Source organism: Umezawaea sp., from assembly GCF_057122925.1.
The window spans coordinates 1-15,693 of record NZ_DBNGPQ010000087.1 but is presented as its reverse complement, the minus strand read 5'-3'; the positions used below and the strand labels follow the sequence as shown (position 1 = coordinate 15,693).

The window sequence follows — 15,693 nt, the reverse complement described above, 5'->3', positions numbered from 1 at the left end:
GTGTAGCCGTCACGGGCGAAGTGGTTCCTGGCCGAGGCCAGCAGGGCCGCTCGGGTCGCGTCCCGGTCGCGCCTGCGCGGCGGCTGACCGTCCGGTGTCGCGGTCAATCCGGCTCCTAGACCTCAAGACATCGCTCGTTGACATGCTACCCGGCCGTCGGTAACTTCGAATAAGTCATCAACTGATGACAAATCGGGCGCACTCGTGCCCATGTTTCTCCGGAGGGGTTCCCAGCGTGAAGACGTTCGTCATCTCGGGCGGCACGGACGGCATCGGCAAGGCCGTGGCCTTGGCCCGCCTCGAGCGCGGCGACCAGGTGGTCGTCCTCGGTCGCGACGCCGACAAGGGCGCCCGGATCGTGGCCGCGGCCGAGGAGTCCGGCGCCGCCGACCGCGTGCACTTCATCCAGGTGGACCTCAGCCTGGTCGACGCCACCCGCAAGGCCGTGGCCGAGATCCGTTCGCGGTTCGCCGCCGTCGACGGGCTCGTGCTGTGCGCGCAGCACTTCCGCTCGACCCGACTGGTCACCGAGGAGGGGTTCGAGAACTCCTTCGCCCTCTACTACCTGAGCCGCTTCGTGCTCAGCCACGAGCTGGCCGACCTGCTGGAGGCCGCGCCCGCGCCCGTCGTGGTCAACGTGTGCGGCCCCGGCATCCCGATGGGCGAGGTCCGCTGGGACGACCTCGGCCGGGAGCGGGACTACACGGGCATCGACGCGCTGATGCAGGGCAGCAGGCTCAACGACCTGCTCGGGGTCGGCTTCGCCCGTCAGCGGCCCGGCAGCCGGATCCGCTACGTCCTGCTCAACCCCGGTGGCGTGCGGACCAGCTTCTCCGGCGAGTACGACCCGGCCATGGCCGAGCAGATCGAGGCCATGCGCAAGGCCGCGAAGCCGGTGGAGGAGGGCATCCTGCCGGTGCTCGCCGCCCTGGACACCCCGCCGGACCAGCCGGTCTCCGCCTCCATGATGGGGGAGCCGCTCCCGCTGGAGGGGCCCGCCTTCGACGCCGAGGACGCGGACCGGCTGCACGAGTTGACCGTCGGGCTGCTCGCGGCCCGCACCGCCTAGAGGAGGTCGGGCCATCAGCTCCGCCGCGATCGACCGGGAACGGGCGAACCTCGAGTTCGTCGACAGGTGGATAGCGCTGCACAACACCGATCCCCACCGGATGGTCGACGAGTGCTACGCCCCCGACGCGGTGATCGAGGTCCCCGGCGTGGAGCGGTTCGGCGTCGACCGGCTTCGGGAACTCGAAGGCTCGGGCGGGAAGCGGGAAACCCGAGTCCTCCGGACGGTCGCCTCGGGTGACGTCGTGGTCGTGGAAGGCGCCACGTCGACCCCGGAGCCGGAGGGCCGGGAGACCCTGTGGTGCGTCGTGCTCACGATTCGCGACGGGCTGATCGTCTCTGACCACGCCTATCTCAACACCCACCGGCCCACGTCGTAGTGAGTGGGCGGGAAGCCCGGCGGCCCCCCACCGCCGGGCTTTCCTCGTTTAAGGCTTCTCCATTGCCACAATGGCCGACGTGACGCGCGTCACAGTGCGGAAGGAAATGTCCGGTTGTGCCGCGCCCGTGCCGATATCGGGGTTGTAAAGTGCCTTATCAGGGGCCGTCGTGCACGCTCCGTGTCTAGATACTCCGAACTGGTGAACAGGGTTGCCTGGTCCGAGAATACGCGTAGGGTCGGCAAGGAAAGCTGGGGATGTGATGGAATGTTGACCACGGGCACGTAATAATACCTGAGGGTAAAACTCCCTCGGTCATCCATGCGCAACGCGCGCCGATGTTGTCGCGCGAGCATGTCCACGGCAATTCGCCGGAATTCCCCACACGTCCCCGGTTCATGCACATCACAGTGCGGAATATGGGGGTTCTTTTCTGTGCTCATCGAACGAGAGGAATATCTGCGTCAGTTCCGCGGAAGGTTGGACAGCCTCGCAGAGGGCTCCGGCGGCACCGTCGTCCTGAACGGTCCGGTCGCCAGCGGCCGGACACGCCTGCTGCGGGAGTTCCTGGCCGACGTGGCCGAGCGCTCGACACCGGGAAGGGCGCTCGCGGGCTCCCTGGTGCTGTCGGCCACGGGGTCACCGGCCTCGAAACACCTTCCGTTCGGTCTGCTGGCGCAACTGCTGGGGTCGATCACCCTGCCGCTCGACCTCCGCCGCGAGGTGGAGGTGATCACGTCGTCCGCCGTCGAGCTCGCGCCGGGCCCGGCCACCACCGGGCTCGTGCACCGGATCGCGGAGTCCACGCTCGCGCTGGCCGCCGACCGGCCCGTGGTGATCGTGGTGGACGACGTCCAGGACGGTGACGAGCTGTCGTTGGAATGCCTGGTGCACCTGGCCAGGAGACTGGTCGCCACCCGGATGCTCCTGGTGCTGGCCGTGCGCACCGGGACCGCCGACAGCGGTCGCTGCCACGTGTACGGCCACCTGCTGCACGAGGGCATCGGCAGCGGCATGCGGCTCTCCCCGCTCAGCGAGCGCGGGGTCGCGGCACTGGCGGTCGAGAGACTCGGCCGAGCCACAGCCGATCGGGTCGCCGCCGCCTGCTTCGCCGTGACGGGCGGCAACTGCCTGCTGGTCAACGCCGTGCTGGAGGACCACGCGGCGGTGATCGGCGGGCTGCCCCTCCAGCGCGACAACAGACTGGTGCCCGGAGAGGCCTACGGCCGCGCGGTGCTCGCCTGCCTCGACCGAGGCGACGAGGTGGCCCGTCGCGCCGCCGAGGTGCTGGCGGTGATCGGCGGTGCGCGGTCACCGGCGATGCTGGCGGCGCTGGTCGGCGTGGACGAGCGCGTGGTGGTGGACGCGGTCGAGGCGCTGGAGTCCATCGGCCTGCTCGACCGGGGCCGGTTCCGCCACCCGCTGGCCAGGGAAGCGCTGCTGGCCAGGCTCTCCGCCGACGAGTGCGCGGAGGTGCACCTCAGGGCCGCGGCCCACGTGCAGCGGCAGGAAGGCCCGGTGGACGAGGTCGTCGACCACTTCCTGGCCGCGGACCGGGTCGGCGACCAGGGAGCGGTGAGCCTGCTCCAGTGCGTCGCCGAGCGGATGCTGATCGTGGACGACGTGGACCGGGCGCTGCGGTGCCTGCGGCTGGCCGCGGAGCACTGCGTCGACCAGCGGCAGCGGGCGACGATCATCAGCAGGCTGGTGTCGGTGGTGTGGCGGAGCAGCACCGTGGCCGTCGCGCAGCAGTACCTGCCCGCGCTGGTCGAGGCGCTGCACGAGGGAACGCTGCCGGACACCCAGGTCCCCGCGGTGCTGCGGTACCTGCTGTGGCACGGCGACATGGACGAGGCGGGCGCGGTGGTGGCGCGGCTCTACGCCGAGCACGACGGCGGCCCGGTGACGGAGGAGGTGGAGTCGCTGGAGTGGTGGCTCCGGCACACCTACCCGTCGATGGCCGAGCACATCCCCCCGCACCCGCGCGTGCCCCCCGCACCGGTCCGGACCACACCGGACACGACGGCCGCGGGCAGGGTGATCGCGGCCAAGCTGGTGAGCTCGGTGCTGGTGGGCGACGACTCGGACGAGGTCGTCATCGGTGCCCAGCAGGTGTTGCAGAGCTGCCCGCTGGGGGAGGACACCATCGAGACGCTGGTCACCGCGTTGATCGCGCTGGTCCACGTCGACCGGCTCGACCTGGCCCGACCGTGGTGCGACGAGCTGATCGCGCGGGCGGGCGAGCGCCGGGCGCCCACCTGGGAGGCCGTGCTGACCGCGGTGCGCGCGGACATCGCCCTGCGCGAGGGCGACCTGGGCGAGACCGTCCGGTGCGGTTACGCCGCGCTGGAGACGATGCCCGCCCACAGCTGGGGCACCAACATCGGTCACGTCCGCGCGTCGCTCATCGTGGCGCACACCTGCATGGACGAGTTCGAGAAGGCGGCCGAGCAGGTGCGGCAGCCGTTGCCCGACAGCATGTTCGAATCCCGCTTCGGGTTGCACTACCTGTTCGCGCGCGGCCAGTACTACCTGGCCGTCGACCGGCCCTACGCGGCGCTGAGCGACTTCTGGGCGTGCGGCGAGCTGCTGGTCAAGTGGGACATGGACGTGCCGAGCATCGCCCCGTGGCGGTCGGAGGCCGCCCAGTGCCACCTGGCGCTCGGCCAGCACGACCGGGCGCGGGAGTTGGCGGAGGAGCAGTTGGCGCGCATCCCCCGCCACACGTCCAGGGCGGCGGGGCTGGCGATGCGCGTGCTGGCGGCGACGGCGCCGCCTGCCGAACGGGTCGGGCTGCTGGAGGCGGCGGCCGAGGTGTTCACCCGCTGCGGTGCCCGCTTCCACCTGGCGCGGACCCTGCTGGACCTGGGGAACACCCACCACGACCTCGGTGACGACGCCAAGGCGCGGATAGCGATCCGGCAGACGCAGCGCATCGCCAAGGAGTGCCGGGCGAAGCGCCTTCAGCGCGAGGTCCCGCACCAGCGGGCCGCGTGGGTCTCGGAGGACACGTCCTCGGAGGGGCAGACGGGGGAGGAGTTGAGCGACGCCGAGAACAGGGTCGCGACGCTGGCCTCCCTCGGCTACACCAACCGCCAGATCGCCGACAAGCTCTACGTCACGATCAGCACGGTGGAGCAGCACCTCACCAGGACGTATCGCAAGCTCGGGATCACCAGGCGGTCCGACATCGCCATCGCGCTGCGCCTGCAAGCGGTGTGAGGCACGTGGTGGGGCCGGGCCGCGGTGGTCCCACGGCCCGGCCCCACCACGACCGGTCAGCCGACCGCGTGCTCGGACCGCCGCTCGTCCGGAACCCGAGCGCGCCCGGTGAGACGGGCCCAGAGGGGGACCTTGCGCGCGATCGCCTCGTCCAGGGCGAGCCTGCCGCCGGTGGCGCCGATCGCGAGGCTCACCACCGCCAGCACCAGCACGTACTCGTAGCCGCCCTCGTGCACGTAGAACCCGTTGGGGCCGTGCACCAGCAGGGCCGCGCCGCCGGTCACCACCGCCAGCAGCACACCGACGAGCGGCAGCGCGAGGCCGACGACCATCGCGGTGCCGCCGACGAACTCGACCGCGATCGTGAACCAGTACGACAGGGTGGGCAGCGGGATGCCGCCCGCGGCGAACCCGGCGATGGCGCCGTTCACGTCCTGCACCTTGAGCAGTCCGTGGGCGATGAAGGTGACGCCGATGACGGCCCTCGCGGCGAGCAGCAGGAGGTCCTGCGGACGGGAACCCATCAGGACTTCCTCCAGAACGACGCGGTGCCGTCGATGTCGGTCAGCGGATCGGTGATGCCGTGCCGGTCCCGGTAGTCGTGCACGGCCTGCGCGCACGCCGGGATCGAGTAGTCGTCGACGATGGCGAAACCACCGGGGGACAGCTTCGGGTAAAGGCTTTCCAACGCGACCGCGGTGGACTCGTACAGGTCGCCGTCCAGCCGCAGCACGGCCAGCCGCTCGACCGGCAGGCCGGGCAGCGTGTCGGCGAACCAGCCGGGCACGAACCGGACGTGGTCGTCCAGCAGGCCGTAGCGCTCGAAGTTGTGCCGCACCGTGTCCAGCGACACGGCGAGCACGTCGTTGTACCTGTGCAGCTCCATGTCCCGGTCCGCCTGGTAGCCGTCGTCGGCCACCTCCGGCATGCCCTGGAAGGAGTCCGCGACCCACACGGTGCGGTCGGTGTCGCCGTGCGCGCGGACCACGGCGCGCATGAAGATCGACGCGCCGCCCCGCCACACGCCGGTCTCGATCAGGTCGCCGGGAACGCCCTCGCGCAGGGCGGTCTCGACGCACTCCTGGAGGTTGTCCAGCCGCTTCAGCCCGATCATGGTGTGGGCGACGCTCGGCCAGTCGCGGCCGACGAGCCGCGGGTCGACCTCCTCGCCGTCGCCGTAGTCGAACTCCTGGATCGCGGCGTCCCGGTAGATCGTGTTGATCAGCACCCGTTTCATCAGGTCCAGGTAGAGCTCGCGGGTATCGCTCATCAGTGTCCGGCTCCTCGTCTCACTCGTCCGGCGTGGCAAGGCCAGCCGCGAATGGGTTCTCGTTCCGCGGCACCCAGGACGGTGCGGGCGGTTCGGAGTTCACGCCCTTCTCGACGAAGGCCATGTTGTGGTAGAAGTGCACCGCCGTGATGTGGCGGTCCGAATAGGACGGTTCTCGGCCGTCGTCGATCTCGCGGTGGTTCAGCCCGTCCACCAACGACTTGAGCAGACCCATCGAGGTGGCCGGGTTGGCGAGGTCGGTGCTGTCGCCGCCCCACCCCGGCCAGTACGAGGTCTGGAGGTCCTCGACCACGTACAGGCCGCCGGGCCGCAGCCTCGGGAACAGCGCCCGGAACGAGGTGATCACGTCCTGGCTGAGGTGGCTGCCGTCGTCGATCACCACGTCCAGCGGCCCGGTCAGGTCGGCGAGTCCCGAGAGGAACTCGACGTCGCTCTGGTCGCCCTGGTGGGTGTGCAGCCGGGGCTCCCGCAGACCGGGTTTGGGGAAGTGGTCCAGCCCGTGCACCTCGCCGCGGCGGAAGTAGTGCCGCCACATCCTCAGCGACGCGCCACCCGCGGCGGGGTCGTCGTAGCCGCCGATGCCGATCTCCAGCACCGTGACCCGCTTGTCCTTCAGCGGCGCGAAGTGCCGGTCGTAGTGGTCGGCGTACCAGTGGTTGCCCCACTTGTCCGAGCCGAAGCGCACGGCCAGGTCGGCCAGGTCGCGCAGCGGCGAGTCGCAGGCCGCGGTGAACTGCCGCGCGGCGCGGGCCAGGTAGGCCCGGTCGACCGGCCCCGCGACGCGCGGGTCGGGGTCCTCGGTGGGCAGCACCTCCCTGGTCGCCGTGCCGCCCGTCGTGCCGAACACGAGCACGACCAGCTCGGCGAGGTCCTGGCGAACCAGGAGTTGCGCGCTCGGGTCGGTGCCCGGCGAGACCTTCGGCTCGGCGCCGAGGGTCAGCACGAACGGCAGCACGTCACCGCCGGAGGTGAGGTGCAGCTGCGTCGGCACGTCCCGGTCGGGCGCGGGCAGCAGCGCGGCGCGGGACCGGACCTCCTCCAGCACCACGAGCGCGGCCTCGGCCGCGTCCGTGAGCGGGTCCTCCAGCCAGGCCCGCACCGCGTCGGGCGAGCGTTCGGCGATGTCGAGCAGGCTTTCCCCGGTGGTCACCGTTCCTCCTACTTCCAGGTCGTCGGCGTTCGCGAGCAGTTCGTCCATGGCCGCGTCCAGGACGATGTTGCCGGTGGTGACGTTGCGCAGGCGGAAGCGGCCGTCGCGGTACAGGCCGTCGAGCGCGCGGGTGACGAACCGCTCGACCCTGCCCGCGGGCTCGCTCACCGGAGCCCCTCGATCACGTCGCAGGCGGCGGACACACCGTCCTCGGTGGACATGACCTCGGCGATCGCCTTGGCCCGCAAGCGCATCCCGTCGTCCGCCAGCACGGAGGCGATGGCCGCGGCGAGCACGTCGGCGGACAGTCCGGTCAGCGCGATCGGAGGTGCGGACACGCCCAGTTCGGTGGTGCGGCGCGCCCAGAAGCCGTTGTCCGCGAACATCGGCACCACGACCTGCGGCACACCCGCGCGCAGCGCGGCGGCCGTCGTGCCGCAGCCCGCGTGGTGCACGACCGCGGCGGCGCGGGGGAACAGCGTGGCGTAGTCGGACTCACCGGCCTGGTGGACGTGGTCGGGCAGCCCGTCGCGCGGTCCGCCGACCAGCACCAGCCCACGACCGACCTCCGCCGCCGCCGTGGCGAGCACGTCGAGCACCTCGTCCTGCCGGTGCACCGGCCACAGGCTGCCGAACGTCGCGACGACGGGAGCCCCGTGCCGGTCCAGGAACGACTCCAGCTCCGCGTCGATCGTCCACGAAGGACGGTCCCACGGCCAGTAGCCGGTCACGTGGCAGCCCGAGGGCCAGTCCGCGGGCGGCGGGATGACCACGGGACTGACCGGGTACAGCACCGGGGTGTCGTGCCCGAGGTCGCGCAGCGGCGAGCGCTCCCCGACCGGGGGCAGGCCCCGGCTGGCCCGGTACCGGTTGAGCGTGCCGCGGAAGATCGACCACTCGGCCTGGTGCGCGAACTCGTAGCTCGCCAGGTTGTCCATGCCGGGCGGCGCGCCCCACGCGGGGAACGCCCGCGTCGGCGTGTTCGGCGTCCACGCGGCGGCCAGCCACCGCGCCCTGGTCCCGGCCAGCGCGGCCGGGTAGGTCGTCGGCGAGGTCACCACCAGGTCCGCGTCCTCGCAGGCCGCCGCCATCGACGCGTGCTTGCGCACGGCGGCGGCCTCGTCCTCCGGCGGCAGCGCGTTCGCCACGTCCACCACCGAGCCGCCGCGCCGGATGGCCTCGGCCACCGCCGGGTCGTCGAACAGCTCCCCGCCGATGGCGTCGACGACGGGCGCGAACGCGAACCCTGCGCCCGTCACGAAGTCCCGCGCCGACTCCGCCGAGGCGATGAGGACGTCGTGCCCGCGCCGGACCAGTCCCCCGCCCAGCGCGATGAACGGCTGCACGTCCCCGCGCGACCCCAGCGACATCAGGGTGATCCGCATCGTTGCCCCTCTAGTAGTAGTCGACGGTGCGGGGTGCGAACGACGGGATGCGGCCTTCGGCGTTGACGCCCTTCTCGATGAAGGCGATGTTGCGGTACACGTGCAGCCCCACCGCCGACGCGGCGTGATCGGGAGCGTCCGCGCCCTCGTCCGGGGAGGTCCACTCCTCGTAGTGCAGCGCGTCCACGACGGACTTGAGCAGACCGATGGAGGTGCCCTCGCCCGCCGAGGACGTGGCCTGCCCGCCGTAGCCGGGGGCGTAGGCCGTCCACAGGTCCTCCACGACGTAGAACCCGCCGTTGCGCACGTGCCCGTACAGCTCGCGGAAGGTCGTCAGCACGTGCCCGTTGATGTGGCTGCCGTCGTCGATGACGATGTCGAAGGGACCGTGCTCGGCGGCCAGCGCGCGCAGGAACTCCGGGTCGTCCTGGCTGCCCCGCACGGTCTTGATGCGCTCCTCGTCGAGCCCGTTCTTGGCGAACACGTCGACGCCGAAGATCTGGCCGCGGGTGAAGTAGTCCCGCCACACCCGCAGCGAGCCGCCGCCCACGTCGGGGTCGCGGTAGCCGCCGATGCCGATCTCCAGCACCCGCACGTGCTCGTGCCGCAGCCTGCTGAAGTGCCGGTCGTAGTGCGGGGTGAACCAGTGCCACAGCCCCCACTTGTCGGCAACGTGCCGGGCGGCCAGCGCGTTGAGGTCGCGGCCCGCGGACGAGACCGCGGCGAGCACGGTGCTGGTGGCCTTCATGTAGGACTCGATGATCCGGAACGGGTCCTGGGGGTCGCCGTTGGTCATGAACCAGTCGTCCAGCCGCTCCAGGCGGTGCGTGCCCGCGGGCAGCGGTGGCCGCGACCCGTACATCGCCACGACCAGGTCGGCCAGCTCGAAGACCAGCCTGCACGGCGCCTCGGCCCGCTCATCCGCCCGCTCGGACCGCACCTCGGCTCCGCGGGCCAGGCGCAGCAGGTAGTCGACGCGTTCCCCGCGGTGGAGCACCGCGACGCCGATCACCGCCTCGTCGGGGTTGGCGGGCAGCCCGCAGCGGGCCACCAGGTCCGTCACCGCGGTCGCGGCCGCGGCGTCGAGGCCGATGGCGTCCAACGCGTCGGGCAGCTCCCTTCCGGGACCGCCCGCCGCCCGGACCAGGGCGTCGGCCAAGCGCACGGGTGTCGTCGCCGTCATTGCCACTCCTGTTCGTCACCACTGGGGGAAGGGCTCGGCCGGGGTCTGGCCCCGCTCGTGCCGCAGGGTTCGGTCGCACGCGGCCAGGTGGACGCCCAGCGCCTCCTCGAAGCTGGTGGACGTCGCGTCGAGCAGGAGCTGCCTGCGCACGGCCACCTCGCTGCCCGCCACGTCGCCGCAGCGCACCAGCACGTCCACCAGCGCGGCGGCCACGTCCTCGGAGACCTCGTCGAGCAGGCCGAGCTCGACGGCCCGCGCGGCGTCGATCCTCGGCGCGAACAGCACGAGCCCGCGGGCTCGTGCCACGCCGAGCTGGGTCACCAGCCGGTGCAGCACCATGCCGGGCCACGGCGTCGACTCGACGACCGGGGCGCGGAAAGTCGTTTCGGGGGAACCGATCCGGTGGTCGCAGCACACCAGCAGCTCCAGCGCGGTGCCGGTGCACGGGCCCTCGACCACGGCGACCGTCACGGCGCCGAGCCGTTCGACCCGGCGCAGCGCCTGCTCCCACTTGTTCACCAGGTGCACCCCGACGGAGGCGAACTCGGCGGGATCCGGCTCGGCGCCGCCGAGGCGCAGCACCAGCGGCACGGAGCCGCCCGCGCCCTCGACGGCGGCGCACGCCGCGTTCAGCTCGTCGGTCAGCCCCTTGCCGGGCGGTTCGCTCCCGGAGACCCGGACCTCCGGCACGGTCGTCGTGCGACCCGTCTCGCGCCCGTTCACCCGGCCACCGCCCGGCCCTTGTCGTGGACGTAGTTGCTGCAGCTGTCGATGTTGGAGATCAGCGTCTTCGACACGATCCCGTCGCCCCGGACCGCGCGCGGCAGGCGGTGCAGCAGCATCAGCGGCCGGTTGCTCCGCCGGGCCACCGTTTCGAGCCGCCGCACGTGGCGCGCCTTGCCCCTGCGGGCTTCCTCGTAGCGCCGCAGCAGCGACTCGGGGCGCCCTGGCCCGGACAGGATCCGGCCGAGCATCCAGCCGTCCTCCAGCGCCTGGTTCACGCCCCAGCCGACCCTGGGCGGCACGGCGTGCGCCGCGTCGCCCGCGAGGGTCACCGGGCCGCGACCCCACCACCGGGGCACCCGGTGGGTCACGTGCGGGAAGACGCTGATGTCCTCGTCCGGCAGGTTCGCGATCAGCTCCGCCACCGGTGGCGCCCAGTCGCCGAACCACTCCAGCAGCCGGGTCTTGTGGTCCGGTGGCTGGGGGAGGTCGAGCCACGCGGTCGGCCTGCCCCGCCGGTCCAGGTCCGCGTTCGGCCACGGGACCTCGACCGCCCAGTGCACCAGCCCCTTGCCGATGGGGTGCATCGTGCACAGCCGCAGCTTGTCGTAGTAGGTCGGCACGACGTGCTCGGACCGCAGTCCGGAGGGCACTTCCGCCACGCCGTACCAGGACGCCAGCCCGGTGTGCGCGGCGACGTCGCCGAACAGCCGGTGCCGCACGATCGAGCGGTAGCCGTCGGCGCCGACGAGCACGTCGCCGCTCTCCGAGGTGCCGTCGTCGAAGGAGACCTCCACGCCGTGCGACACGGACCGGAAGGACGTGCAGCGCTTGCCGAACCGGACGGTGCCCGCGGGCAGCGACTGCGCGAGCCGTTCGATGATGTGCCCGCGCAGCACGCCGATGGTGGGCGCTCCGTACTTCTCCTCGGCCCCCGCCAGGTCCATCTTCATCAACGGCGTCCCGTCGTAGGCCAGGACGTCGGCCTCGTCGATCCGGCTGCCCAGCTCCGGCAGGGAGACGCCGAGGTCGCGCAGGATCGCGGTGCCGTTCGGCCACACCAGGACGCCGTTGCCGGTGGCGCGCAGCCGATCGGCCCGCTCGAAGATCGCCACCTCGTGCCCGGCCGCGGTCAGCGCCACCGCGGCCGCCACGCCGCCGACCCCCGCACCGACGATGAGGACTTTCATGGGACTCCCTCGCTGCCAGGACCATTGACGAATTTCGCCCAACGGATTTACGTTCTGCCGCTGCCAGCAGAAACTATCGATTCCGTTCTTCGCTGACAGCCCCTAATGACCACCCCTAAACGGAGTGCGGGTGCCCCAGTCGGTACGGGTATCGCGGTGCGCGAATTCTCCTTTATCGTCACCCGACGCGGATTTCCGAGGAGGCGAACCGGTGTTCAGTGCTCATCTGGTCCGAACAATCCCCGAGTCGATCGCGGCCAATGCCCGCCGATTCGGCGACCGGATCGCCTTCGCCGACGATCGGCGTTCCGTCGGTTTCGCCGAGCTGGCCGACCGCACCGGACGGCTGGCCGGGCACCTCTCCGCGTCGGGGGTCCGCCGGGGTGACCGGGTGGTCCTGCTGATGGGCAACGAGGTCGAGACGCTGGAGGCCTACCTGGCCGTGACGCGCGCGAGCGCGGTCGGCGTGCCGGTGAACCCGCTGTCCTCGGACGCCGAGCTGGCGCACGTCCTGTCCGACAGCGGCGCGGTGGCGGTGGTGGCGGGTCGCGGCGCGCTCGACCGGGCCCGCCGGGTCGCGGGGGACCTGCGCGTGGTGCCGGTCGAGGACGGCACGTTCGACCGCCTGGCCACCACGGAGCCCGACGTCGGCCCGTCCGACGACCTCGGCCTCGACGAACCCGCGTGGATGCTCTACACCTCGGGGACCACGGGCACGCCGAAGGGCGTCCTGTCCAGCCAGCGGGCGTGCCTGTGGTCGATCGCCGCCGCCTACGCCCCGGTGCTGGGGCTCTCCGAGCACGACCACGTGCTGTGGCCGCTGCCGCTGTTCCACAGCCTCTCGCACGTGCTGTGCGTCGTGGGCGTCACCACCGTTGGCGCGTCCGCGAAGGTGCTGGTCGACTTCGACGCCGACCGCGTGCTGGCTGCCCTCGCCGACGAGAGCTTCACGCTGCTGGCCGGTGTTCCCGCGGTCTACCACCGGCTCGTGGCCGCCCACGTCGACTCGCCCGCGCCCGCCCTGCGCGCGGCCCTGTGCACCGGGGCCGTGGCTCCGGCGGACCTGCGCGAGGAGTTCGAGCGCGTGGTCGGCGTGCCGCTGGTGGACAGCTACGGCAGCACCGAGACGTGCGGCGCGATCACCATGACCAGGCCCGGTGACGTGGTGCCGCCAGGGTCGTGCGGCAAGCCCGTGGACGGCCTGCGGGTGCGGCTGGTCGACTCCGCCGGGGCGGAGGCCGACGAGGGCGAGGTCTGGGTCAGCGGACCGAACCTCATGCTGGGCTACCACAACGCGCCGGAACCCGCGGTGGTCGACGGCTGGTACCGCACCGGCGACGTCGCCTCGAAGGACGCCGACGGCCACCTGACCATCCGCGGCCGGATCAAGGACGTGATCATCCGGGGCGGCGAGAACCTGCACCCGGTGGAGGTGGAGGACGTCCTGTCCCGCGTGCCGGGTGTCGCGGACGTCGGGGTGGCGGGCCGACCGCACCCGGTCCTCGGCGAGGTCCCGGTGGCGTACCTGGTGGCGGACGGGCCGATCGACCCGGCGGCGGCGATGGCGGCGTGCCGCGCCGCGCTGTCGCCGTTCAAGGTGCCTGCGGAACTGCTCCTGGTGGACGAGGTGCCGCGCACGCGGTCGGGCAAGACCAAGCGGCACGCACTGGCGGAGCTGCCGTCCCGGATCCTGTCGGTGGAGGGCGCCGACCACGAGGCGCTGCACCGGGTCAACTGGGTCCCGGCGGAGGGCTCCGCCGGAGCAGGCCGGACGCCGGCGGAGCGGAGGCCGGCGGACCCGGCTCTGGTGGACCCGACGCCGCTGGAGCGGACGCCCGTGGTCAGGCCGCCGGTGGTCAGGACGCTGGTGGTGGCCGACCTGCCGGAGGGGCCCGCGTTGGCCGATCGGGTGGTCGCCGAGGTGGAACGGCTGCTCGCCGAGTCACCCACCCCGCTGGTCGTCAGGACCAGTCGGGCCGTGCGGACCTCCCCGGACGACCTGCCGCCCGACCCCGAGCACGCGGCCGTGCTCGGACGGCTGCGCGGCCTCCGCTCGGAGCACGTGGTCGTCGTGGACGGCGAAGGCGCGGACGTGTCGGCGGACGTGCCCGCGGGGGAGCCGCTGGTGGCGATCCGGTCGGGCGCACCGCTGGTGCCCCGCCTCGGGCGAGCCGCGGCGGGACCGGTGCCGGTGACCATCGACGTGGACCGGACCGTGCTGGTCACCGGTGATCCGAACGGTGCGGCCGGAGCGGTGGCCGATCACCACCGCGCCCGGCACGGCGCCCGCCGGGTCGTCGTCGTCGAGCACCGCGCGGGCGACCCGGCACTCGACCTGACCGATCCCACCGCGGTCGCCGCGGTGCTCGACACGGCGGGACCGCTCGCGCTCGTCGTCCACGCGATGGGGGAGGGGCCGCGGGCGGCCGTGGCCCGGCGGTTCGACGAAGCGGTCGGCGACTCCTGCCCCCAGGTCTTCTTCTGCTCGGCCGTCGGCGACGCCGAGGACGCGGTCGTCGAGGCGCTCGCCGCACGACGGGCCAACGCCGTCTCCGTCGCCTGGGGGCACTGGGAGGCTGAGCCGCGCTCGGCCGCCCCGGACTGGCTCCCCTCGGACGCGATCACCGTCGAGGGCGGGATGGCGCTGGTGGACGCGGCGCGGTCGTCCGGCGAGTCCGCCGTGGTCGCCGCGGCCGTGCGCCTCACCGGCCTGCGCGACGTCCCACCGCTGCTCCGCGACCTGGTTCCCGAGGCGGCCCCGGCAGGACGGGCGGCCGAGCTGCGCGTGAAGCTGGCGGGCGCGCCGGGGTTGCTGCTCGACCTCGTGCGCTCCGAGACCGGCCGTGTCCTCGGCCGGGCCGTCGCGGCGGCGGACGTGCCGTTCCGCGAGCAGGGGCTGACCTCGGTCGCCTCGGTCGGGCTGCGCGCCCGGCTCAGCACCGCCACGGGCCTGGACGTGCCCGTGACCGCCCTGTACGACCACCCGACGCCCCGCGCGCTCGCCGAGCACCTGCTCGACGTGCTGGCGGGCCGGGAGGCCGAGGACCTGCCGGTGGTGGACGCCGTGGACGACGACCCGGTCGTCGTGGTCGGCATGGCGTGCAGGCTGCCCGGTGGCGTGACGTCCCCTGACGAATTCTGGGACCTGGTCGCCGCCGGTCGGGACGCGATAGGGCCGTTCCCGACCGATCGGGGATGGCCTGAGGATTTGGTGGACCATTCCGGGGAACGACCGGGAACGTCCTCTGTTCACGAAGGCGGATTCCTGGAGGACATCGCCGGGTTCGACGCCGATTTCTTCGGCATTTCGCCGCGCGAGGCGCTGGCGATGGATCCGCAGCACCGGTTGCTCCTCGAAGTCTCCTGGGAAGTGCTCGAACGCGCCGGAATCGCACCCACGTCCTTGCGCGGTTCCCGCACGGGCGTGTTCACCGGGCTGATGTTCCACGACTACGCCGGGCTGGCCGAGCGGTCGGACGACGACCTCGAAGGCCACCTGAGCGTGGGCACGGCGGGCAGCGTCGCCTCCGGACGGGTGGCCTACACGTTCGGCTTCGAGGGGCCCGCGCTGACCATCGACACGGCGTGCTCGTCGTCGCTGGTGGCGATGCACCTCGCCGCGCAGTCGCTGCGGCGGGGGGAGTGCTCACTGGCGCTGGCGGGCGGTGCGGCCGTCATGTCCACGCCCTCGGTGTTCGTGGAGTTCAGCAGGCAGCAAGGCTTGGCGGCCGACGGTCGCTGCAAGTCCTTCAGCGCCGACGCGGACGGCACCGCGTGGGGCGAGGGCGTCGGTGTGGTGGTGCTGGAGAAGCTGTCCGACGCCCGCCGCAACGGCCACCGCGTCCTCGCCGTCATCCGGGGCAGCGCCGTCAACCAGGACGGCGCCTCCAACGGCCTCACCGCCCCCAACGGCCTCGCCCAACAACGCGTCATCCGCGCCGCGCTGGCCAACGCCGGACTCACCACCCACGACGTCGACCTCGTCGAAGCCCACGGCACCGGCACCCGACTCGGCGACCCCATCGAAGCCCAAGCCCTGCTCGCCACCTACGGACAACAACGCGACCAGCCCCTCCTACTGGGCTCGGTCAAGTCCAACAT

General features: G+C 72.4%; 11 protein-coding genes. 4 read left to right on the top strand and 7 right to left on the bottom strand.

Annotated elements, in window-relative coordinates; all coding sequences use genetic code 11:
• Positions 1–235: 235 nt before the first annotated feature.
• The 3 genes from AC156L_RS19785 (at position 236) to AC156L_RS19775 (ending at position 4,670) form a co-directional block, all read left to right on the top strand.
• The gene (locus AC156L_RS19785; RefSeq protein WP_330881508.1) at positions 236–1,069 is read left to right on the top strand and encodes an SDR family NAD(P)-dependent oxidoreductase; all 834 of its coding nucleotides are present in this window, start codon (positions 236–238) and stop codon (positions 1,067–1,069) included.
• Positions 1,070–1,082: 13 nt separating this feature from the next.
• Positions 1,083–1,448 carry a nuclear transport factor 2 family protein gene (locus AC156L_RS19780; protein ID WP_484407145.1) on the top strand — a complete coding sequence of 122 codons (366 nt, stop codon included), beginning with the start codon at positions 1,083–1,085 and terminating at the stop codon, positions 1,446–1,448.
• Between the two features lie 321 nt (positions 1,449–1,769).
• Positions 1,770–4,670: an AAA family ATPase gene (locus AC156L_RS19775; RefSeq protein WP_484407144.1), complete on the top strand. Its 2,901-nt coding sequence runs from the start codon at positions 1,770–1,772 to the stop codon at positions 4,668–4,670.
• A 56-nt stretch (positions 4,671–4,726) separates the two neighbouring features.
• Here AC156L_RS19775 and AC156L_RS19770 read toward each other — a convergent pair whose 3' ends face one another.
• Genes AC156L_RS19770 through AC156L_RS19740 form a run of 7 tightly spaced genes read right to left on the bottom strand, consistent with a single transcriptional unit; the run spans position 4,727 to position 11,592 of the window.
• On the bottom strand, positions 4,727–5,194 hold the full coding sequence (locus AC156L_RS19770; protein WP_330881509.1) for a DoxX family protein: 468 nt from the start codon (positions 5,192–5,194) through the stop codon (positions 4,727–4,729).
• The gene (locus tag AC156L_RS19765; RefSeq protein WP_330881510.1) at positions 5,194–5,940 is read right to left on the bottom strand and encodes a TylF/MycF family methyltransferase; all 747 of its coding nucleotides are present in this window, start codon (positions 5,938–5,940) and stop codon (positions 5,194–5,196) included. The genes AC156L_RS19770 and AC156L_RS19765 overlap by 1 nt, the downstream gene beginning before the upstream one ends.
• Positions 5,941–5,959: 19 nt before the next feature.
• Positions 5,960–7,279: a class I SAM-dependent methyltransferase gene (locus AC156L_RS19760; RefSeq protein WP_330881511.1), complete on the bottom strand. Its 1,320-nt coding sequence runs from the start codon at positions 7,277–7,279 to the stop codon at positions 5,960–5,962.
• On the bottom strand, positions 7,276–8,496 hold the full coding sequence (locus AC156L_RS19755) for a glycosyltransferase (protein WP_330881512.1): 1,221 nt from the start codon (positions 8,494–8,496) through the stop codon (positions 7,276–7,278). Before AC156L_RS19755 ends, AC156L_RS19760 begins: the two co-directional genes overlap by 4 nt.
• 10 nt (positions 8,497–8,506) lie before the next feature.
• Positions 8,507–9,679, bottom strand: a complete 1,173-nt coding sequence (locus tag AC156L_RS19750) for a class I SAM-dependent methyltransferase (protein WP_330881513.1) — start codon at positions 9,677–9,679, stop codon at positions 8,507–8,509.
• 15 nt (positions 9,680–9,694) lie between these two features.
• Complete coding sequence (dpgB, locus tag AC156L_RS19745; protein WP_330881514.1) at positions 9,695–10,402, bottom strand: enoyl-CoA-hydratase DpgB; 708 nt, start codon at positions 10,400–10,402, stop codon at positions 9,695–9,697.
• Entirely contained in the window at positions 10,399–11,592 is a 1,194-nt protein-coding gene (locus tag AC156L_RS19740) for an FAD-dependent oxidoreductase (protein WP_330881515.1), read from the bottom strand. Before AC156L_RS19740 ends, dpgB begins: the two co-directional genes overlap by 4 nt.
• Before the next feature lie 211 nt (positions 11,593–11,803).
• Here AC156L_RS19740 and AC156L_RS19735 point away from each other — a divergent pair.
• Positions 11,804–15,693: beta-ketoacyl synthase N-terminal-like domain-containing protein (locus AC156L_RS19735; RefSeq protein ID WP_484407142.1), on the top strand; the 3,890-nt coding region annotated here is incomplete at its 3' end.